Source organism: Cupriavidus sp. 2SB (genome assembly GCF_005503625.1).
In the GTDB taxonomy this organism is placed as follows: domain Bacteria; phylum Pseudomonadota; class Gammaproteobacteria; order Burkholderiales; family Burkholderiaceae; genus Cupriavidus.
The window spans coordinates 35803-55347 of the sequence record NZ_SCMX01000048.1; the positions used below are offsets into that span (position 1 = coordinate 35803).

General features: G+C 65.6%; 15 protein-coding genes. 7 read left to right on the forward strand and 8 right to left on the reverse strand.

Going from position 1 to position 19545, the window contains the following annotated elements:
• Window positions 1-87 precede the first annotated feature (87 nt).
• Entirely contained in the window at window positions 88-615 is a 528-nt protein-coding gene (gene ppa, locus FFS21_RS20780; RefSeq protein ID WP_137926675.1) for an inorganic diphosphatase, read from the reverse strand.
• 221 nt (window positions 616-836) lie between these two features.
• Between ppa and FFS21_RS20785 the strand changes: the two genes are divergently transcribed.
• From FFS21_RS20785 to FFS21_RS20800, 4 genes are all read left to right on the forward strand, one after another.
• A complete protein-coding gene (locus FFS21_RS20785; RefSeq protein WP_137926676.1) occupies window positions 837-2273 on the forward strand; it encodes an aldehyde dehydrogenase family protein in 1437 nt (478 codons plus the stop codon).
• Entirely contained in the window at window positions 2266-2502 is a 237-nt protein-coding gene (locus tag FFS21_RS20790) for a hypothetical protein (RefSeq protein ID WP_137926677.1), read from the forward strand. The genes FFS21_RS20785 and FFS21_RS20790 overlap by 8 nt, the downstream gene beginning before the upstream one ends.
• A gap of 111 nt (window positions 2503-2613) precedes the next feature.
• Entirely contained in the window at window positions 2614-3375 is a 762-nt protein-coding gene (locus FFS21_RS20795) for an SDR family oxidoreductase (RefSeq protein ID WP_137926678.1), read from the forward strand.
• A gap of 75 nt (window positions 3376-3450) precedes the next feature.
• Complete coding sequence (locus FFS21_RS20800; RefSeq protein WP_137926679.1) at window positions 3451-4764, forward strand: MFS transporter; 1314 nt, start codon at window positions 3451-3453, stop codon at window positions 4762-4764.
• 164 nt (window positions 4765-4928) lie between these two features.
• On the opposite strand, the gene FFS21_RS20805 is transcribed toward FFS21_RS20800, so the two are convergent.
• The 6 genes from FFS21_RS20805 to FFS21_RS20830 form a co-directional block, all read right to left on the reverse strand.
• Window positions 4929-10880: a hybrid sensor histidine kinase/response regulator gene (locus tag FFS21_RS20805; protein ID WP_137926680.1), complete on the reverse strand. Its 5952-nt coding sequence runs from the start codon at window positions 10878-10880 to the stop codon at window positions 4929-4931.
• A gap of 38 nt (window positions 10881-10918) precedes the next feature.
• A complete protein-coding gene (locus tag FFS21_RS20810; RefSeq protein ID WP_137926681.1) occupies window positions 10919-13123 on the reverse strand; it encodes a methyl-accepting chemotaxis protein in 2205 nt (734 codons plus the stop codon).
• 61 nt (window positions 13124-13184) lie between these two features.
• Window positions 13185-13730 (reverse strand): chemotaxis protein CheW, encoded by a 546-nt coding sequence (locus FFS21_RS20815; RefSeq protein WP_137926682.1) that lies wholly within the window; start codon window positions 13728-13730, stop codon window positions 13185-13187.
• Between the two features lie 91 nt (window positions 13731-13821).
• Entirely contained in the window at window positions 13822-14190 is a 369-nt protein-coding gene (locus tag FFS21_RS20820) for a response regulator (RefSeq protein ID WP_137926683.1), read from the reverse strand.
• Between the two features lie 31 nt (window positions 14191-14221).
• Window positions 14222-14716, reverse strand: a complete 495-nt coding sequence (locus FFS21_RS20825; protein WP_137926690.1) for a response regulator — start codon at window positions 14714-14716, stop codon at window positions 14222-14224.
• Between the two features lie 362 nt (window positions 14717-15078).
• Window positions 15079-15249, reverse strand: coding sequence for a rubredoxin (locus FFS21_RS20830; protein WP_008644874.1), 171 nt, complete (start codon window positions 15247-15249; stop codon window positions 15079-15081).
• A 253-nt stretch (window positions 15250-15502) separates the two neighbouring features.
• On the opposite strand from FFS21_RS20830, the gene hemL reads away from it, so the two are divergent.
• A complete protein-coding gene (gene hemL / locus FFS21_RS20835) occupies window positions 15503-16795 on the forward strand; it encodes a glutamate-1-semialdehyde 2,1-aminomutase (protein WP_137926684.1) in 1293 nt (430 codons plus the stop codon).
• Window positions 16796-16896: 101 nt separating this feature from the next.
• Here the strand turns inward: hemL and dapA are convergent, their stop codons facing one another.
• Window positions 16897-17832 carry a 4-hydroxy-tetrahydrodipicolinate synthase gene (gene dapA / locus FFS21_RS20840; RefSeq protein WP_137926685.1) on the reverse strand — a complete coding sequence of 312 codons (936 nt, stop codon included), beginning with the start codon at window positions 17830-17832 and terminating at the stop codon, window positions 16897-16899.
• A 370-nt stretch (window positions 17833-18202) separates the two neighbouring features.
• Here dapA and FFS21_RS20845 point away from each other — a divergent pair, with 370 nt between their 5' ends.
• Together FFS21_RS20845 and FFS21_RS20850 are read left to right on the forward strand one after the other, a co-directional pair.
• The gene (locus tag FFS21_RS20845) at window positions 18203-18799 is read left to right on the forward strand and encodes a LemA family protein (protein WP_137926686.1); all 597 of its coding nucleotides are present in this window, start codon (window positions 18203-18205) and stop codon (window positions 18797-18799) included.
• Window positions 18800-18812: 13 nt separating this feature from the next.
• Window positions 18813-19545, forward strand: a 733-nt coding sequence (locus FFS21_RS20850; RefSeq protein WP_137926687.1) for a TPM domain-containing protein, incomplete at its 3' end; no start/stop codon positions are given.

Consider the following 19545-nt stretch of genomic DNA (forward strand, 5'->3'; position numbering starts at 1 on the left):
CGACGCTTGGGTCCCCGCGTTGTCGCGGATCAGGACGGCCAATAAAAAACCCCGCCGCAGCGGGGTTCGCATCGCACAAGATGCCGCTTACTTCTTGAAGTTCGCCACGCCGTCGGTGATTTCCTTGTGGGCTTCCTCGATACCGGCCCAGCCTTCCACCTTGACCCACTTGCCTGCTTCGAGTGCCTTGTAGTTCTCAAAGAAGTGCTTGATCTGGTCGAGCAGGTTTTGCGGCACATCCGACAGGCCCTTCATAAAGGCGGTAGCCGGCGAGAGCTTGTCCACCGGCACGGCCACGAGCTTGGCGTCCACGCCCGACTCGTCGGTCATCTTCAGCATGCCCAGGGCGCGGCAGCGCACGACAGCGCCGGCCAGGATCGGGAACGGGCTCAGCACCAGCACGTCCACGGGGTCGCCGTCACCGGACAGGGTCTGGGGAATGAAGCCGTAGTTGGCCGGATAGCGCATGCCGGTGCCGATGAAACGGTCCACGAACAGCAGCCCGGTTTCCTTGTCGGCCTCGTACTTCACGGGATCGCTCTGTGCGGAGATCTCGATGATGACGTTGAAATCGTTGGGCAGGTCCTTGCCCGGGGAAACGAGGTTGAAGCTCATGCGAGTTCTCCGAATACCTGTGAAATGGGATGGGCGGCATTATAGCGGGTCAGCCCTGACCAGATGCTGACAACGCAGGCGCGGCCGGGCGCGGCGGCCGGTTTGGCGCCCCGGCCGGGACCATGTGGCGAACCCTGCCTTGCATCAAGGTCGCGGTGCGCGATAATGCGGCATTCCCGAATTTCAGCATGTGCTCCATAACCGGAGCCGTGGAGACCTGCATGCACGCCCAGCATTTCGTCGCCAATCGCCTGATCGCCCCCGATTCTGGCCTGCGCATCAAGGTGTTCGATCCCTCCAGCGGCCAGCCCTTTGCCGAGATCGCCCGGGGCAACGCCACCGATATCAGCGTGGCCGTCCACGCCGCCCGCCAGGCCGCCGAAGGCGCCTGGGGCACGATGAACCCGGCCGACCGCGTCCGCCTGCTGAACCGCCTGGCCGTCAAGCTGATGGAGCACGAGGACGAACTGGCCGCGCTGGAAGCCCGCGACACGGGCAAGCCGCTGCGCCAGGCTCGCGCCGACGCCCGCGCCGTGGCCCGCTATTTCGAGTTCTACGCGGGTGCAGCCGACAAGCTGCACGGCCAGACCATCCCCTACCAGGCTGGCTACACCGTTCTGACCGTGCGCGAGGCGCACGGCGTGACCGGCCACATCATTCCCTGGAACTATCCGCTGCAGATCTTCGGACGCAGCGTCGGCGCGGCGCTGGCCACCGGCAACGCCTGCGTGGTCAAGCCTGCCGAGGATGCCTGCCTGTCGATCCTGCGCGTGGCCGAACTGGCCGCCGAAGTTGGCCTGCCCGAAGGCGCGCTGAACATCGTCACCGGCTATGGCCACGAGGCCGGCGCTGCATTGGCCCGCCATCCTGGCATCAATCACATTTCGTTCACCGGATCGCCGCAGACCGGCAAGCTGGTCTCGCAACTGGCTTCCGAGAACCACGTGCCCGTGACACTCGAACTAGGCGGAAAATCGCCGCAAGTAGTCTTTGCGGATGCCGACCTCGACGCCCTGCTGCCCGTGGTGGTCAACGGCATCGTGCAGAATGCCGGCCAGACCTGCTCGGCCGGCAGCCGCCTGCTGGTGGAGCGCCCGGTCTACGAGGCACTGCTGGACCGCCTGTCGGGCGTGTTCGAATCTCTGCGCGTGGGCCCGTCTGAACTCGATCTGGAATGCGGCCCGCTGATCAGCCGCAAGCAGCAGCAACGCGTGTGGGATTTCGTATCCGATGCGCAGCACGCCGGCATTTCGGTCATGGCGCAGGGCCAGATCGTGGGCGAGGCGCCGGAGTCCGGTTACTACCAGGTGCCGATGTTGTTCCGCGACGTGCCGCCCACGCATCGGCTGGCGCAGGAAGAAGTCTTCGGCCCGCTGCTGGCAGCCATGCCGTTCGACACCGAGGACGAAGCCGTCCGCATGGCTAATGGCACCGCCTACGGGCTGGTGGCGGGCGTCTGGACGCGCGACGGTGCGCGGCAGATGCGCCTGGCGCGCAAGCTGCGCGCAGGGCAAGTCTTCATCAACAACTATGGCGCCGGCGGCGGCGTCGAGCTGCCGTTCGGCGGCACAGGCCATTCAGGCTACGGCCGTGAAAAGGGCTTTGAAGCCCTGTACGGATTCACCACTTTGAAAACTATCGCCATTCAGCATGGGTAACATCAATTTCCTCTCGGTCGCCTTCGCCATCTTCTTTTTCTGGATGGCATGGCATGTCCGGGCCAAGCGCGCGACGAATCCGTCGGGCATGCCCCGCCTCCAGATCTTCAAGCGCAAATGGGGCGAGACCGTGGGCGACCGCGTCCACTGGTGCCTCTACGTGGCACTGCCGTTTCTGCTGGCGATCATGATGGTCGGCAACGCCTTGCGTAACAAGGGACCGTTCTAACCCATCGTTCTTTTTTGTTTTTGCGTTTATCAACGTTGTTCCGCCCGCAGTGCGGCACCAGGCAATAGACGACAGACCGCGCCGGGCCTTCACCAAGACAGGAGACAGGCAATGACCAGACTGGCTGGCAAGGTAGCGGTAGTGACGGGCGGCGGCTCGGGTTTCGGAGAAGGCATCGCGCACACGTTTGCGCGCGAAGGCGCCAGCGTGATGGTGGCCGACCTGAACCTCGACGCCGCGGAACGCGTGGCGTCCGCCATTCGCGATGCGGGCGGCCAGGCGCGCGCCGTGCGGGCCGATGTCTCGCATGGCGACGACGTAGCCGCGATGCGCGATGCCACCATCGCCGCGTTTGGCCGCGTGCACTGCGTGGTCAACAACGCGGGCACCACCCACCGCAACAAGCCGATCCTCGACATCACCGAGGAAGACTTCGACCGCGTCTATGCGGTCAACGTCAAGAGCATCTACTGGTCGGCCCAACACTTCATCCCGCATTTCCGGCAGCACGGCGGCGGCAACTTCGTGAACGTTGCATCCACCGCCGGTATCCGGCCGCGTCCGGGGCTGGTCTGGTACAACGGCAGCAAAGGCGCCGTGATCGTGGCCAGCAAGGCCATGGCTGCGGAACTCGGTCCCGACAATATCCGCGTCAACTGCGTCAACCCGGTAATCGGCGCCACGGGCTTGCTCGAACAATTCATGGGCGTGCCCGATACGCCGGAGAATCGCGCGAAATTCCTCGCCACGATTCCGATGGGCCGCATGTCCACGCCGCAGGACGTTGCCAACGCCTGCCTCTACCTGGCCTCGGACGACGCCAATTTCATCACCGGCACCTGCATCGAAGTGGACGGCGGTCGCTGCGTCTGACCGTTCGTTGTTAGCACCCCGGAAGTATCCCGGCAGTACAACAAAAAATCGGACAAACCGAGAAAGGAGACACCCATGACTTCCACCGCAGCCCATGCCGGTGCGCATGACGCCGCCTTCGAGGACGCCACCTACCGCAAGGTGAGCTGGCGCCTCGTCCCCTTCCTGCTGCTCTGCTATGTCGTGGCCTATCTGGACCGCGTGAACGTAGGCTTTGCCAAGCTGCAGATGCTCAACGACCTGCAGTTCAGCGAGACCATCTACGGGCTGGGCGCAGGCATCTTCTTCATCGGCTACTTCCTGTTCGAGGTGCCGAGCAACGTCATCCTGCACAAGGTAGGCGCGCGCATCTGGATTGCGCGGATCATGATTACCTGGGGCCTGATCTCGGCGGCGATGATGTTCGTCACCACGCCGACGATGTTCTACGTGCTGCGCTTTCTGCTCGGTATCGCCGAGGCGGGCTTCTTCCCCGGCATCATCCTGTACCTGACCTACTGGTATCCGGCCAATCGTCGCGGTCGCACCACCACGTTCTTCATGACGGCCATTGCGCTGTCGGGCGTGATCGGCGGGCCGCTGTCGGGCTGGATCATGCAGAACTTCGACGGCCATAACGGCTGGTCGGGCTGGCAATGGATGTTCCTGATCGAAGGCATTCCGTCGGTGCTCGTCGGCATCTGGGTGCTGGTGCGCCTCGATGACCGCATCCGGCACGCAAAGTGGCTGACCGAGGAGGAAAAGGCGCTGCTCGAACGCAATATCGCAGCCGAAGACCAGCACAAGGAAGATCCGCCCATCCGTACCGTGCTGTTTAGCCCACGTGTCTGGCTGATGAGCGCGATCTACTTCAGCTTCGTGATGGGACTGTATGGCGTGAGCTTCTGGCTGCCGACGATCATCAAGCAGACCGGCGTCAAAGGCGCACTCGATGTGGGCCTGCTGACGGCGATTCCTTACGGCTGCGCGGTGATCGGCATGATCGTGGTGGCCTACAGCGCTGACCGTCGCGGCGAGCGCCGCTGGCACATTGCAATCCCGGCCCTGCTGGGCGCGCTGGGTCTGGTGCTGTCGGTGCAATGGCACGGCGATACGACGATGGCCATGATCGCGCTGACGCTGGCCACCATCGGCATCCTGACAACATTGCCGTTGTTCTGGAGCCTGCCCACGGCGTTCCTCGCCGGGACGGGCGCTGCGGCAGGCATCGCGCTGATCAACTCGCTGGGGAATCTGGCGGGATTCATCAGCCCCTATGCGGTGGGCTGGCTGAAGGACCTGACCAAGAGCACGGACTCGGGCATGTATCTGCTGGCCGTGTGTCTGGTGGTGGGCGCGGCACTGACGTTGTCAGTGCCGGCAAGGATGGTGAACCGGAAGGCCGATTGAGCCGCGTTTGGTCTTTACTCCCCTCTCCCTCTGGGAGAGGGGTTGGGGGAGAGGGCTGGCGGTTCTGCTTGCCGACCACATCGCAATTTGAACTGCTGGCCCTCTCCCCCGCCCCTCTCCCGCAGAACGGGAGAGGGGAGCAAAACACTAGGGAGATTTAATGCTTAAGCATCCCCCAACATCTGCGCCACCGACCCCGCTGTCCCTTCCGCCTTTTCCCCGATCAGCTGCTGCAGCGTACGCAGCAACTCATCCTCGTTGAACGGCTTGCCCAGGTACACGTTCACGCCGATCTCCGCGGCGTAGCGACGGTGCTTCTCTGCCGTTCGCGACGTGATCATGACGATGGGCATGTGGTTGGTGTCGTTGTCGGCGCGCACGTTGCGCGTCAGGTCGAAGCCGTCCATATTCGGCATCTCGATGTCGACCAGCATGGCATCGGGCATCACTTCCTGCAGTTGCTTCAGCGCATCCACACCATCGCGCGCCAGTACCACCTTGTATCCCGCACGCGTCAACAGACGCTGGCTGGCCTTGCGCACCGTCAGCGAATCGTCCACCACCATGACTGTTGGCTGGGTCAGCAGACCGGCGACCGGTACCGAGGTATTGGCATCGACCAACTCGGCCACAGCGCCCATCTGCGGCGGCACCCCCGCCACCAGCAGCGGCACAGCGGGCGATGCCTCGCCGCGTTCGCGTACCCAGCGCTGGGCCAGCACCACCGGGTTGTAGATCAACACGATCTCGCCATCGCCCAGCGTCGTGGCACCGGCGATACCTTCCAGACGTGCCAGATGGGGGCCGATGTGCTTCACCACCACTTCGCGATTGCCGATCACGTCGTCCACATGCACGGCCACGCGTTCGGCGCCCGAGCGCACCACCACCACCGGAGAATACTTGCGGCCCGAGCCCATCGCCGCCACTTCTTCCAGTAGCGCGCCGAAGTAGAAGAACGGTGCTTCCAGTCCGCCGGCAGCAAAGCGGCCCGCGTTGTATGCATCGAGCAGCGGCTTTTCGCGCAACTGGTGGACCTGGTCGATCATGCCACTCGGGATCGCGTACAGGCGACCACCCAGCGACACCAGCAGCACCTGCGTGATAGCCGTGGTCAGCGGCAGATGCACCGTGAAGCTCGTGCCGCGTCCTGCCTCGGTAGAGAGCGTAATCCGGCCGCCGAGTGCCACGGTCTCCGAGCGCACGACGTCCATGCCCACGCCGCGTCCCGCCAGTTCGGACACCGTATCGACGGTGGTGAACCCCGGCGCAAAGATCAGTTCGGTCAGACGCGCCTCGCTGACATCCTCGTCGGCGGCCAGCAGATGTCGCGACACCGCGCGCTCGCGAATGCGGCCGAGGTCCAGGCCGCTGCCGTCGTCGAAGAACGTCAGCACGACCTCGTTGCCTTCCTGCTGCACTTCCAGCGTCAGCGCCCCAGTGGCCGACTTGCCCACCGCGCGACGCGTCTCCGCCGGTTCGATGCCATGTACCACGGCATTGCGGATCAAGTGCTCGATGGGGCCAGCCATGCGGTCCAGCACCGAGCGGTCGATTTCCACCGTACCGCCCTTGATCAGCAGGCGCACTTCCTTGCCGGTTTCGGTGGCAGACTGGCGTGCCACACGGTACAGCCGTTCGGCCAGCGCATCGAACTGCACCATGCGCGCCTGCATCAGGCCGCGTTGCAGCCCGCGCGTCAGCCGTGCCTGTGCGGCGAGGTCACCCGAGGCGCGGTCGAAGCCGCGCTGCAGATTCTGCTCCACGGTTGCCACGTCGTTGACCGACTCGGCCATCATTCGCGTCAGTTCCTGGAAGCGCGTGAAACGGTCAAACTCGAGAGGATCGAATTCCTGGTTGTGCTGGGCGTCCGCAATACGCGACGCCATCTGCGTTTCGGCCTGGATTTCGATCTCGCGCAGCTGCATGCGCAGACGCGCGACGTTGTCGTTCAGTTCACCAAGATAACTGCGCAGCGCCAGCAGTTCGCTGTCGAGACGGGCACGTGTGGCACCCACTTCGCCGGCATCGTTGATCAGCGTATCGAGCGTGCGAGCCTGCACGCGCACCAGCGCGCGCTGGCGTTCGGCATCGGTCGGCAGCGCCACGACGGGCTGGATCGATGGCGGCGCGATGACCTGCGTTGGCACCAGCGCCTGCGATGGAGAAGCTGGCTCCGGCGCGGCAGCGACAAGTCCGTTCACCACGTCCGCATCGTCCACCGGCAGCAACTGGCCGTTCTGCAATGCCTCGACGTGCGCCAGGATGCGGTCGTACCAGGCGTAGAGCTTGCCGAACAAGTCGGGGGTCACGCGCTGGCCGCGCACGCTGGCATCCAGCAGCGTTTCCATTTCGTGCGCTGCCTGGCCCAGCGCCATTGCCCCGGCCATGCGGGCGCTGCCCTTGAGCGTGTGCAGCCCGCGCAGGATCAACCCGCCCTGCTGCAACTCCTCGGGCGAGGCTTCCCACGTCCGCACCAGCTTGCCAAGATCCGGCAAGGCACCCTGCGCTTCTTCGAGGAAGATCTCGACGAGTGCGGGGTCGAGCGACGAGGCATCGGTCGGCACCTCGGGCAGCGTCTCTGGAACATCGGGCGAGCTGGCCGATACGTGTGCCACGGCAACGGAATCGTGGCGCGGCGTCGGCATCGTGATCACCACCGCGTCATGGACTTCCGTGACCGGGGTGATGGCAGCCGGAGTCGGCACGATCGGCGGGAGCGACACCACAGGCGTCAGCTTCACCGGCGGCAACCCGGGCGCGGGCGCTTGCGCCGCATTGTCGATCTCGGGCAGCGGCGACACAGGCGACGGCGGCTGGCTGCCAAACAACTGCGAGACAGAGCCCTCCTGCCCGGCGGACTGCTCGGGCGGCACCGCCGCACGCGGACGCACCAGCGCGCGTTCGCCAAAATCGTTCAGGTCGCGACACAGCGACGGATCCGCATCGGGCCAGATGCCGGCAGCGAACTGGTGCAGCATCGCGCGCAGGCTGTCCACGGCCATATCGAGCAGACGGAAGTCGGCCGGATGCATCACCACCGGATGACGGCCCAGCAGCAACAGCAGTTGTTCCAGCGCCTCGGCGATATCGCGCACCGGTGTCAGGCCGACTGTCGATGCGCTGCCCTGCAGCGTGTGTGCCACGCGCAGCGCGAGTTCGCTCGGGCACGGATGGTTCTCGTGCTTCCACTCGGAGAGATCCGTGGCGAACTGCCGCAGCAGATCGTCGGCTTCCTGCAAATAGACGTTATAGAGCGCCAGCCCGATGCGAACCGGGCCGATAACCTTGTAGTGGTCGTCCTCGTCGGCCAGCCCACCACCAAGGCGGAACGGCAGCACGTTGCTGTCGATGTCGGCATTGCCCTCCGGAACGATCGGTTCATCGGGCAGGGCTGGAATCTCGATGGCTTCGGCCTCGGCCAGCAGGGCATCGAGCGGATCCCCGGCAGAGATGGCATCCACAGCATCGACGGACCTGGATTCCGGCACCGCCTGAACCGAACCCGGCTCGCGCACGCCCTGCGCCGCATCCACCAATGCCGCGATATCACGCAGCGTGGACGAATCGTCGCGCAGCGCCAGCGCCCATTCGCGCAGCAGGTCATGCGCCTGGTTCAGCAGCGTCAGCAATGCCGGCAGCGGAGCGCGACCCTCGGCGATCCACAGGTTCATCAACTGTTCCACAGCCCACGCCGCTTCGCCATACCGATTCAGGCCCACCATGCGGCTGGAGCCCTTCAAGGTATGGAACGCGCGGCGCAGGCGGCTCAGCGCGTCGGCATCGCCCAGCGCGTCGATGCCACCCGCCATATCGGCAGCGATGTTGCCGAGCACTTCCTCGGCCTCGAACAGGAAGATCTCGAGCAGTTCTGCGTCGATGGCCGCCGCATCGACCGGCACGGGTGCCGTCATCGGCAGCGGTGCGGCCGGCGCAGCTGCAGCAGGTATCGGATCGGCCAGTGCCACAACCAGACGCTCGGCGGCGGAATCGCTGCCGGCCAGCCAGGCGTTCAGTTGCGTCGCCGCCTCGCTGGCCTGGCGGCGCAGCGTGGCGTTATCGTCGATGGTGGCATGGTCGGCCACAGCCTGCAGTGCGGCGCGCAGCCGCTGAATTTCGGGAGAATCGGCGGCAGCCGCCACGCGGATCGCATCCATGGCGGCGCTCCGGGCCGCGCCGAGCGTACCCTGCGGCAGACTCTCGTGCTCCGAAGCAATCCATGCCAAGGGATCGTCCTCCGCATCGGCACCGGCCTTGCGGCCAAATTCGAGCAGGTCCGCGAACGAATGGACCGCGCCCAGCTCGGCCGCGATGTCGGAAAGCTGATCGACGCGGGCGGTCTCGTGTTCGGTCTCGCGCAGCACGGCCAGCCGCCCCATCACAGAGCGTGCGGCTGCCAGCGCGGCGTCGGCAGGCTCGTCGGCACCTTCGGGCATGGCCGTGCTGCCATGGATATTTTCCAGCGTCGCCAGCAACGCCCCGAAAGCCTGGGCGGCGTCATCCAGCGCTTGCGGCGCATCGGCACGCGCCGCATTGCGGTCATACGTATCAAGCCACGATTCCCCGCTGTCAAGCTGGGCACGCAACTGGGACACGGCTTCGGCACGTTGCGCCTGGGCGCCAGCCACCTGCACCATCTCCGCCAGCCAGTCCGGCGCGGTGGCAGCAGCATCGCCCAAAGCGCCTTCCAGGACCGCGCACTGCTCCGCAAAGATCCGTGCGGCGATGTGGCCGGACTTGCCATGCACGCGCCACGGCATGGCGAGTGCGCGCGACAGGAACAGCGCCACGCCGGCGCGGCCTAGCGCATCGCCGGCAGGACGCTGTCCTGCATACGCGGCGGCGGCCGTCAGACATTGTTGCAGCGCGGGCTGGGCCAGCGGCATCGCCGCCTCGGCCAGCGAGGCCAGCGCCAGTTCCCAGCCTGACTGATCGTCACTGGCGGCACGGCCGATGGCAGTGGCCGCGTGCTGAAGGTTGCGGGTATCGATCGGATCGAGCCAGCCGTAGTAACGCTGCTGGAAATCGGCCCGCGCCACCGCGTGCGCTGCATCCACACGGAAGGCCTGGAGCGAGCGCGTGATGTCCGCACGCAGCACGCCGATGGACGCCTGCGTCGCAGGCGGCGTCGTAGCAGGATCACCATCGGGTGTCAGGCCGGTATTGACGAGGAAGAACACCGCATCGTTGAGCAGAGCCTGCGGCACGCGAACCTGGCCTTGCAGGTACTGGCGCACCAACAGGTGCACGCGCGCGGCAAATCGCTTGGCGAGCAGGTCCGACGGCAGCAGGCCATGCGCCAGGGCCCGGAACACCATGGCCAGCGTGTGCCAGATGCCACGATCGGGCGTATCGGTCGTGCGGCGGGCGTCCTGTTCGTGATGGCGTACTTCGTCGAGTGCCGCCTGCAGCGGCAGCCACGCTTCACGCAGCAGCGAAGCGTCCGTGCATGGGGTAGGCAGCCGAAGCGCCTTGAGCAGCGCGGCTTCGAAACGCTGGCGCGCACGCGTGACCGCCGACGCCGAAAGCGTGGGCAGCACGATGCCGGGCAGCATCTGCAACTCTTCGCCCCAGAGGTCGGCCGGATGGATGCGCTCTTCCTTTATCAAGGACAGCGCGGCGGCATAGGGCTGGAACAGGCGCAACGGATCTTCCGCGTCGCCGGCCATCAGGTCGTCCACATATTCCGCCAGTGCCTGCACGCCTGTGCGAAACACCGCCAGTGTGCCGGCATCGGCAGGCACGGCACTCGTATCGACCGCTTCCAGCAACCGGCGCAGCGCCTGGCAATAGGCATCCACGCCGCGCAGGCCGACGATATGCACCGCGCCAGCGGCCTGATGCAATTGCTGGCCCGCCAGGCGCAGCGAGGTGGTGTCGCGCGCGCCCAGCGCCTCGGGCGTCTGGCGGATCTCGTCGACATAGTGGCCCAACTCGGCCGCTGCATCGTCGAGCGCCGTGCGCAGGCTCGGCGCCAGCCAGGCCAGCACGGAAAGGTCGCGCAGCGGCGCGGCCGGCGGAGCCGCCGGGATCAGTGGCTCATGCTCGGCGGCTACGGGCGGTTGCGAAGCGGCCGGATCGGCCACGTCGCTGGTAACTGTTGAATGCAAGGACATGACGAGTTCCGGTGTGCCCGTTAGGTAACGGGCCCGCCTCAGGCGATCTTGAATCGCAATACCGAGTTACGGAGTTCTTCGGTCAGCGCCGTCAGCTGGCGCACCGAGGTAGCGGTCTGGCGCGTACCGGCCGTCGTCTGGGCCGTGACCTCCAGGATGCCTTCGATGTGGTGCGCCACGTTGGTGGCCAGACCGGCCTCGTGCGACGTGGTCTGCGAGATCTGCTCGATCAGCTCGGCCAACTGGCGCGACACGCGGCCAATCTCCACCAGTGCGGCACCGGCGTTGTCCGAGAGGCGTGCCCCTTCGACCACGCCGGCCGTGCTCTGCTCCATGGCGTGGACCGCGTCCTGCGTATCGGTCTGAATCGTGCGGATCAGGGCGCCAATCTGTTTGGTAGCTTCGCCCGAACGTTCAGCCAGGCGCTGCACTTCTTCGGCCACCACCGAGAACCCGCGACCCGCTTCACCCGCGGACGCCGCCTGGATGGCAGCGTTCAGTGCCAGCACGTTGGTCTGCTCGGTAATGTCCGAAATCAGTTCGACGATTTCACCGATCTCCTGCGACGATTCGCCCAGCCGCTTGATCCGCTTCGAGGTTTCCTGGATCTGCTCGCGGATGCCGTTCATACCCGCGATGGCGTTCTGCACCGCGTTCTGGCCCTGTTCGGCAGCGGCCAGCGAGGCGCGCGCCACATTCGCCGATTCGGCTGCGCCGCGCGACACCTGCGTGATGCGGTCCGCCATCTCCACGACCGATTCGCCGGTCTGGCGAATCTGGCGCGTCTGTTCCTCGGTCGTCGCGGCCAGTTGGACCGAGGTCTCCTGCACCTGCGACGAAGCGGTCTGCACTTCCCCGGCGGTCTGCTGCACGCGGCCCACCAGTTCCTTCAGTTCTTCCACCGTGTAGTTCACCGAGTCGGCAATGGCGCCGGTGATGTCTTCGGTCACCGTGGCCTGGCGTGTCAGGTCGCCGTCGGCGATGTCCTGCAGTTCGTTCATCAGTTGCAGAATGGCCTTCTGGGTGGTGTCGTTGTTGCGCTTTTCGTCGAGACGACGGGCTTCGGCCTCGCGTTCGCGCGCCTCGGCTTCCAGTGTACGGACGCGCGAATCGCGCAGGTACAGCGCCGCCAGCCCGGCCAGGCACAGCAGCGTGGCCACCGCGGAGGCGATCATCGCGCCCAGCGTCCACGGTCGGAACCGCGCGCCCTCGGCATACGTGGTCTGCAGTTGCGACAGTTCGCCGCGCAGGGCTTCGTTGTCGTTGAAGATTTGCTGCTGCGCGCGCTTGGCTGCAATCAGGCCCGGCAGGTTTTGCAGGATGGTCTGCGTGGTCTTCTGCACCGCCTCGAATCGCTCCGAAAGCTGCTTCAGGTACGTGCGCGTCTCGGCATCGTTGGCCGGCGACAGGCGCAGCGCCTCGGAGCCGTTGGTCAGGCCGTCCAGCGTTTCGCGGAAGGTGTTGGTGTCCTTGCCCAGCAGGAACGCCGTCTCCGGGTTCACGCCTTCGCCGGAAAGGAACTCGTTCAGGTTCTTGCCCAGGCGCTGCGTCAGCATCACAAGCTGCGCGGACGCAGCCACCTCGCGGGTATTCGAGCCCGCCTGGAGCTTGATCGCCGCCACCTGCTCGGCGGCTTCGAGCAGTTCGGGGTTCGATGCATTGAAGATCTGCAGCGTCTGGCCGATCGTGGTCAGGATGGGCTGCTGGGCCAGCACGTCGGCCGCGCTCTTTTCGGAGCGCTTCCACGACGTCTGCGCTTTATCGAGCAGCGGCACGGCCTCGCCCGTTGTCGCGCGCACGTGCATCTCGTCGCTGCCGTTCTGCAGCGCGAGCAAGTCGGCCGTCATCTGCTCCTTCGACTGGCGCAGCTGCGTGAATGCCTGCGCGTTACCGAGCAATGCCACCGGCACCGCCTTGCCCAGACGCTGCGAATGCATCAGCATGTTGCCGGTGATTTCGATCTGCGCCGCGCCGTTGGTAGCCTGCCGGTTATCAAGATAGACCGAGGCCAGCAGGGCCAGCAGCGACACCACCACGCCCGCCGTCAGCGCACGCTGTTGCGACGCGAACGGCATGTTGGTCAGCCAGCCCGACATCTGCCCGGCCGGACTCTGGCCCAGACCACCCGTCTTGCTGGCCGCCTTGGCGAATACCGAAGTGTGCGGCGCGTCGGCATTCGCCGAGCCACCGGCCCCACCAGCGGCCGAGGTGCGGCGACCCAGGCTGATCTTCTTGATAACCATAGCAACCCTCTGTTCGTTTTCTTGCGTTATTCGATTGTTCTTGGTGTGTCCGCCCGGCCGGTCAGGCCGCGCTGCGGCCCACCTGGAGAAAGGCGGGTGCGTCGAGCAACCGGCCGATGTCCAGTACCCGCCAGTCGCGCCCGTCGCGATCCACCAGCGGCGCGCCGTGCCAGGCATCGCCCTCGGGGGACTGCGCGGACGGCGTCAGGTCCACCGCGTGGCGCAGGCCCACCACGCGTGTGGCGATGATCCCGCAGGCCCGTTCCACGTGCCGCGACAACACCACGATCTTGCTGCCGGGCTGCACTGGCGTCGGACCCTCGCCGCCAAACAGGCTGAAATCGATCACGCCAAGCAGGTTGCCCCGCGCGTTGACCAGGCCGCGATACCACGGCTGGGTCAGCGGCACGGGCGCTGGCGCGCGCATCTCCAGCACTTCGCCGGTTTCGGTCAGCGGCAGCAGCCAGTGGCGTTGCCCCACCAGCACGCCGAGGTAGCTGTCCACGGCCGGCATGCTGCGCGCCTCGCGCAGGCGTCGGGCCAGCATGGCCTGGTAGTCATGCAGTCGGGTCTGTCGGGCTCGGATGTCCTGGCGCGGCGCATTCATGATCGGGGTCCCGGTGAAGCGGGTCGTGAGGCAAGGGCTGGCCGGAAGCCAGCAATAAAGCCCGAGAGCGGCTCGGGCTCGTGGCTCGGGCTCAGTGGGTCAGCGCGGCGATCTTCGTCAGCAGTTCTTCGCCATCCACGGGCTTGACGATGTAGTCCGACGCGCCCTGTCGCATGCCCCAGATGCGGTCCGTCTCCAGGCCCTTGCTGGTGCACATGATGACGGGGATGTCCTTGAAGCGGTCGTCGCGCTTGATGGCGCGCGTGGTCTGGTAGCCGTTCTGGCCGGGCATCACCACGTCCATCAGGATCAGGTCGAAGGTGTCCGCTTCCAGCCGGGCCAGGGCCTGGTCGCTGTTGCCAGCTACCGAAACCTTGAAGCCCTTCTTGCCGAGCAGGTCGGACATGAACAGGGCTTCGGTAGGCGAATCGTCGACGATGAGGATTTTGCTGATGGTCATTGTTGTATTCCTGAATGCTGCGGCGGCAGGATCATGCCGCCTCGGCCGCGCCCTCTTCCGCCACGCAGCCGCCCAGGCAGGTTTGCACCGCCTCCAGCAGGGCTTCGCGGGAAAATGGCTTGGCAAGATGGTTATGGGCGCCCACGAGCCGCCCGCGCGATCGGTCGAACACGCCATCGCGGGACGACAGCATGATCACGGGGATGGCGTGGAAGCGCGGGCTTTTCTTGATGAGGGAGCAGGTCTGGTAGCCGTCGAGACGCGGCATGAGGATGTCGCAGAAGATGACGTCCGGGCGCAGGTCGCCAACCTTGGCGAGCGCCTCGAAGCCGTCCTCGGCCAGCATGACCCGGAAGCCTGCCTGCGTCAGGAAGATTTCCGCGGTGCGGCGGATGGTGCTGGAGTCGTCGATCACGAGCACCTTCGTGGCGGCCTTGCGTGGCGCGCCGGTGTCGCTGACGCCGGCCATGCCGCCGCCATCGACCCCATCGACAGACGTGTCTTGTTCAGTAGGATTGACCCGCATCTTGTTCCCGCGGCCAACTGCCTGAAATTGCGACAGGCGTCGGCATTCACTTGAGAACTTCCGCACGGCAATGCGCAATGCACGCGCCGGCGGCCCCCGATTACCGTATTCCCAATCAAAATCCCGGTAGCCCTGACAAGGCTTGCCGGTGGCGGCGCGTACCCGAACGCGCTGCCGACACTGCAATGTTTTCGATGTTCTTTTACTGCAAGCCACGCCCGGTGCCAGATGGCCGGACGTATGCTCAGTTTTGCCGCAGAGTGTGACGATTCAAGGTGGGGCCGTCAATCCGGACACTCCGGACATTCCGGCGCCACCTGCCGTTCTGTCGCTTCGGCGCGACGAACAGTAGAAGGTTTGCGTCAGATCGCAACCATCTCGAAATCTTCCTTGCGTGCCCCGCATTCCGGGCAGGTCCAGTTGATGGGCACGTCTTCCCATTTGGTCCCCGGGGCGATGCCATCTTCCGGCGCGCCGGCAGCCTCGTCGTAAATCCAGCCGCAGATCAGGCACATCCAAGTCTTGTATTCCATATATGCAGGCGCTTGCCACTCTCCATTAAAATCCAGCGCATGATGGTACCCAATCAGCGCCGATGACGCCACCCATGAAACCGCGTAGTTGGCCCGATATCGCCGCGTTCGCGCAATTTAGCGGGGAGATGCCGTTCGAACGGCACCCTTTTGGATCCGATTTGCTGGATTTCCGGCCAGTTGGCCCCGCCGCATGCGCCCCTGTCACCGCCGGACGCCCGTCTATCCTCTGAATTTTCCCGAACCGATTCCCATGTCCCGAAACCAACAGCTCTTCGACCGCGCCCAGCAAACCATTCCCGGCGGCGTCAACTCGCCCGTGCGCGCCTTCCGCTCCGTGGGTGGCACGCCGCGCTTCATCACCCGGGCCGATGGCGCCTACATGTGGGATGCGGATGGTCAGCAATACATCGACTACATCGGCTCCTGGGGCCCGATGATCGTCGGCCACGCCCATCCCGATGTGGTACGCGCCGTGCAGGAGACCGCCGTCCAGAGCTTCTCGTTCGGCGCGCCGACCGAGGCCGAGATCGTGATGGCCGAGGAGATCTGCAAGCTTGTGCCGTCGATCGAGCAGGTGCGACTGGTGTCGTCGGGCACCGAGGCCACCATGAGCGCGCTGCGGCTGGCGCGCGGGTTCACGGGTCGTGACCTGATCGTCAAGTTCGAGGGCTGCTATCACGGTCACGCGGACAGCCTGCTGGTCAAGGCCGGCTCGGGCCTGCTGACGTTTGCCGACACCACGCAGAACGCCCCGTCCTCGGCCGGTGTGCCCGCCGACGTGACGCGCCACACGATGGTGCTGGAGTACAACAACGTCGCGCAACTGGAAGAGGCATTCGCCAAGCACAAGGGCGAGATCGCCGCGGTCATCGTCGAACCGGTGGCCGGGAACATGAACCTGGTGCGCGCCAGCGAGGCGTTCCTGCAAGGCATGCGCAACCTGTGCAGCGAGCACGGTGCCGTGCTGATCTTCGACGAAGTGATGACCGGCTTCCGTGTGGCACTGGGCGGCGCGCAGGCGCACTACGGCATCCAGCCGGACATGACCTGCCTTGGCAAGGTCATCGGCGGTGGCATGCCCGCCGCAGCCTTCGGCGGCCGCCGCGACATCATGGCCAAGCTGGCACCGCTGGGCGGCGTCTACCAGGCCGGCACGCTGTCCGGCAACCCGCTGGCCGTGGCCGCTGGCCTGACCACGCTGAAACTGATCCAGGCGCCCGGCTTCTACGATCGACTCGCCACGCAGACGCGCAAGCTGACCGACGGCCTGACCGCCGCCGCCCGCGCCGCCGGCGTGCCGTTCTCCGCCGACGCCATCGGCGGCATGTTCGGCCTGTATTTCACCAACGAGATTCCGGCCAGCTTCGCAGAGGTCACGAAGGCCGACGTGGGCCGCTTCAACCGCTTCTTCCACGCGATGCTCAACGAAGGCGTCTATCTGGCACCGTCGGCATTCGAAGCCGGGTTCGTGTCGGCGAAGCATGACGACGCAATCATTGCCACGACGATCGAGGCAGCGAAGAAGGCGTTTGCGGTGGGGTGAGCCCACCTCCCAACGTTATGCGCTCCCCTCTCCCGCATGGCGGGAGAGGGGTCGGGGGTGAGGGCCAGCGGCTCAAGACGCGATAGCGGCCATTTGAACCGCTATGCCCTCACCCCCAGCCCCTCTCCCACAAGTGGGAGAGGGGAGCGAAATTCATACACCACATCCAACCCCTCGTGCAGCGCCGCCAACTGTGCCGCGAGAGGAAACGAGGCCGCCGTCATCGGCGCGCGCAGGCTGTTGCGCAACCAGCCTTGCTGCGCCAGCAGCGCCTTGACCGGCCCAGGGTTCGGTTCCGCGAACAGGGCCTGCATCAGTGGGACCAGCGCATCGAACAGGCGATGCGCCTCGTCGATCCGGCCTTCGCGCATCGCCCGCCAGATCGCCACGAACAGCTCGGGGCGAACATGGGCTGACGCAATGATCGCGCCCTGCCCGCCCCGCTCCAGCGTATTCAGCATCTGAAGATCCTCGCCGGCCAGCACGGCCAGGCGGCCATCGTCGATCAGCGCCTGCGTGGTCTGCACGTTGCCGCCGCAATCCTTGATGGCGACAATATTGTCATGGTCGGCCAATTGCAGCAGCGTATCGAGCGTCAGCGTGGCGCCCGTGCGGTACGGGATGTCATAGAGCACCAGCGGCGCACGCGACGCATCGGCCAGGCGACGGAAATAGTCGAGCAGCCCCGCCTGCGACGGGCGGATGTAGTACGGCGCCGGTGCCAACACTCCCGCCAGCGGGAAGTTGCCAAGCCGGTCGAGCCGGGCCAGGACATTGCCGAGATGGTTACCGGCCAGGCCCATCGTCACGGGCATGTCGCCGGCAGCGCCGAGCACGGTATCGAGTACCGCCAGTTGCTCGGCTTCGTCGAGTGCTGCGGCCTCGCCGGTGCTGCCGCAGACCACGAGTCCCGACAGGCCACTGGCGCGGTAGCGGGCGACCATGTTCGCCAGTGCCGCGTGGTCCACCGCGTCACCAAGAAAAGGGGTGACCAGCGGCAGCCAGATACCTTGAAAAGCATGTTGCATCGTTTGCATCGGAAAACTCCGTACGACCGGGTGAGAAACCGCCGATGTGCAACGTTGCAGGACGCGTGAAGGGAAGAAAGAGAGGCAGGTCCGCTCTCCCCGGCCGGGTACTGTTCCGTCGCCCATCTGACGGAACAGCGCGCTCCGGTCAGACGAGCGACTGTTTTTTGGCTTTGGCGCAGGCAGCCATCATCGACGTGCCCGAAGCGGGAACGTGCGCGGAGGCAAAAAGGATGGCTGTCTGCGGCATGGGAGCGAATCTACCACGGCTGCCCAAACGCCGCATGCCCTCGCTCGACGCCCACAGAAATTGAACATCCCCGCCACATCACCTGCACTACACTCCATATTTGCCTTTTCGATTTTCGGAGTGCTCACCATGCACAATGCTTCCGCCCTGTTCCGCTGGCTGGTGCTGGCCCTGTTCGCCAGCCTGCTTTCGGCATGCGGCTACAACGATTTCCAGAAGAAGGATGAGGCCGTGAAGGCGTCGTGGGGCGAGGTGGTGAATCAGTACCAGCGCCGCGCCGACCTGATTCCGAACCTCGTGGCGACGGTCAAGGGCTATGCCAGCCATGAGCGCGAGACGCTGGAGGCGGTGACGCGGGCGCGGGCGCAGGCCACGAGCATCCAGGTCACGCCCGAGACGCTGAACGATCCCGAGGCGTTCGCGAAATTCCAGCAGGCGCAGGGTCAGTTGACCGGCGCGCTGTCGCGACTGCTGGCAGTGGCCGAAAACTATCCGCAGCTGAAGGCCGATGCCGCCTTCCGCGATCTGCAATCGCAACTCGAAGGCACAGAAAACCGCATCACGGTGGCCCGCCAGCGCTATATCGCCGCCGTGCAGGACTACAACGTGCTGGCGCGCAGCTTTCCGACCAACCTGACCGCGATGGTGTTCAAGTACCCGGTCAAGCCATCGTTCACGGTGGAGAACGAGAAAGCCATCTCCGCGCCGCCGGCCGTGAAGTTCTGAGCGCCGCGAAACGATGATGCGCAGGCTGATCTCCTTCTGCTGCCTGATGTGGCTGCTGGCCGTGCCCGCATGGGCGGCCGATGGTTTCGTGGCCGTGCCGCCGCTGCAGGCCCGCGTCACCGATCTGACTAACACGCTGAGCGCCGACCAGCGCAATGCGCTGGAGAACGTGCTGGCCGAGTACGAGCAGCAGCGCGGCAGCCAGATCTTCGTGTTGATGGTGCCGACCACCGAGCCGGAGACCATCGACCAGTACAGCATCCGCGTGGCGGAGGCATGGAAGGCGGGCCGCAAGGGCGTGGATGACGGCGTGATCGTGACGATCGCCAAGGACAACCCGCCGGGGCTGCGCAAGATGCGGATCGAGGTGGGGCGCGGCGTGCAGGGATCGCTGACCGATGCGATGTCGTCCCGCATCATGCGCGACGTGATGGCGCCGCATTTCCGTCAGAATGATTTTTATGGTGGTCTGGCCGCGGGCATCTCGGCGATACAAGCCACCATCGACAAGGAGGGGCTGGCCGGTCCCGACCGCGCCAAGGCGAAGGACGATGGCCTTGGCGACTGGCTGCCTGTGCTGTTCCCCATCGCCATCATCGTGTTCTTCTTTGTGTCGGCGCTCATGCGGCGCGGACGGCAGCCCTATGTCGTGACGAGCCGCCGCGGCTGGCCGTCGGGCACGGCTGGCGGGCTGGGCGGCATGACGGGCTACGAGATTGGGCGCCACTGGGGAAGTGGTGGTGGCG

Bases quoted from the DNA above. Each gene is read 5' to 3' on its own strand.
- FFS21_RS20810 (WP_137926681.1), bottom strand. From the start codon at position 13,123: ATGGTTATCAAGAAGATCAGCCTGGGTCGCCGCACCTCGGCCGCTGGT.
- FFS21_RS20825 (WP_137926690.1), bottom strand. From the start codon at position 14,716: ATGCGGGTCAATCCTACTGAACAAGACACGTCTGTCGATGGGGTCGAT.
- FFS21_RS20790 (WP_137926677.1), top strand. From the start codon at position 2,266: ATGGGTAACATCAATTTCCTCTCGGTCGCCTTCGCCATCTTCTTTTTC.
- hemL (WP_137926684.1), top strand. From the start codon at position 15,503: ATGTCCCGAAACCAACAGCTCTTCGACCGCGCCCAGCAAACCATTCCC.
- FFS21_RS20830 (WP_008644874.1), bottom strand. From the start codon at position 15,249: ATGGAATACAAGACTTGGATGTGCCTGATCTGCGGCTGGATTTACGAC.
- ppa (WP_137926675.1), bottom strand. From the start codon at position 615: ATGAGCTTCAACCTCGTTTCCCCGGGCAAGGACCTGCCCAACGATTTC.
- FFS21_RS20815 (WP_137926682.1), bottom strand. From the start codon at position 13,730: ATGAATGCGCCGCGCCAGGACATCCGAGCCCGACAGACCCGACTGCAT.
- FFS21_RS20795 (WP_137926678.1), top strand. From the start codon at position 2,614: ATGACCAGACTGGCTGGCAAGGTAGCGGTAGTGACGGGCGGCGGCTCG.
- FFS21_RS20820 (WP_137926683.1), bottom strand. From the start codon at position 14,190: ATGACCATCAGCAAAATCCTCATCGTCGACGATTCGCCTACCGAAGCC.
- FFS21_RS20805 (WP_137926680.1), bottom strand. From the start codon at position 10,880: ATGTCCTTGCATTCAACAGTTACCAGCGACGTGGCCGATCCGGCCGCT.
- dapA (WP_137926685.1), bottom strand. From the start codon at position 17,832: ATGCAAACGATGCAACATGCTTTTCAAGGTATCTGGCTGCCGCTGGTC.
- FFS21_RS20785 (WP_137926676.1), top strand. From the start codon at position 837: ATGCACGCCCAGCATTTCGTCGCCAATCGCCTGATCGCCCCCGATTCT.
- FFS21_RS20800 (WP_137926679.1), top strand. From the start codon at position 3,451: ATGACTTCCACCGCAGCCCATGCCGGTGCGCATGACGCCGCCTTCGAG.
- FFS21_RS20845 (WP_137926686.1), top strand. From the start codon at position 18,203: ATGCACAATGCTTCCGCCCTGTTCCGCTGGCTGGTGCTGGCCCTGTTC.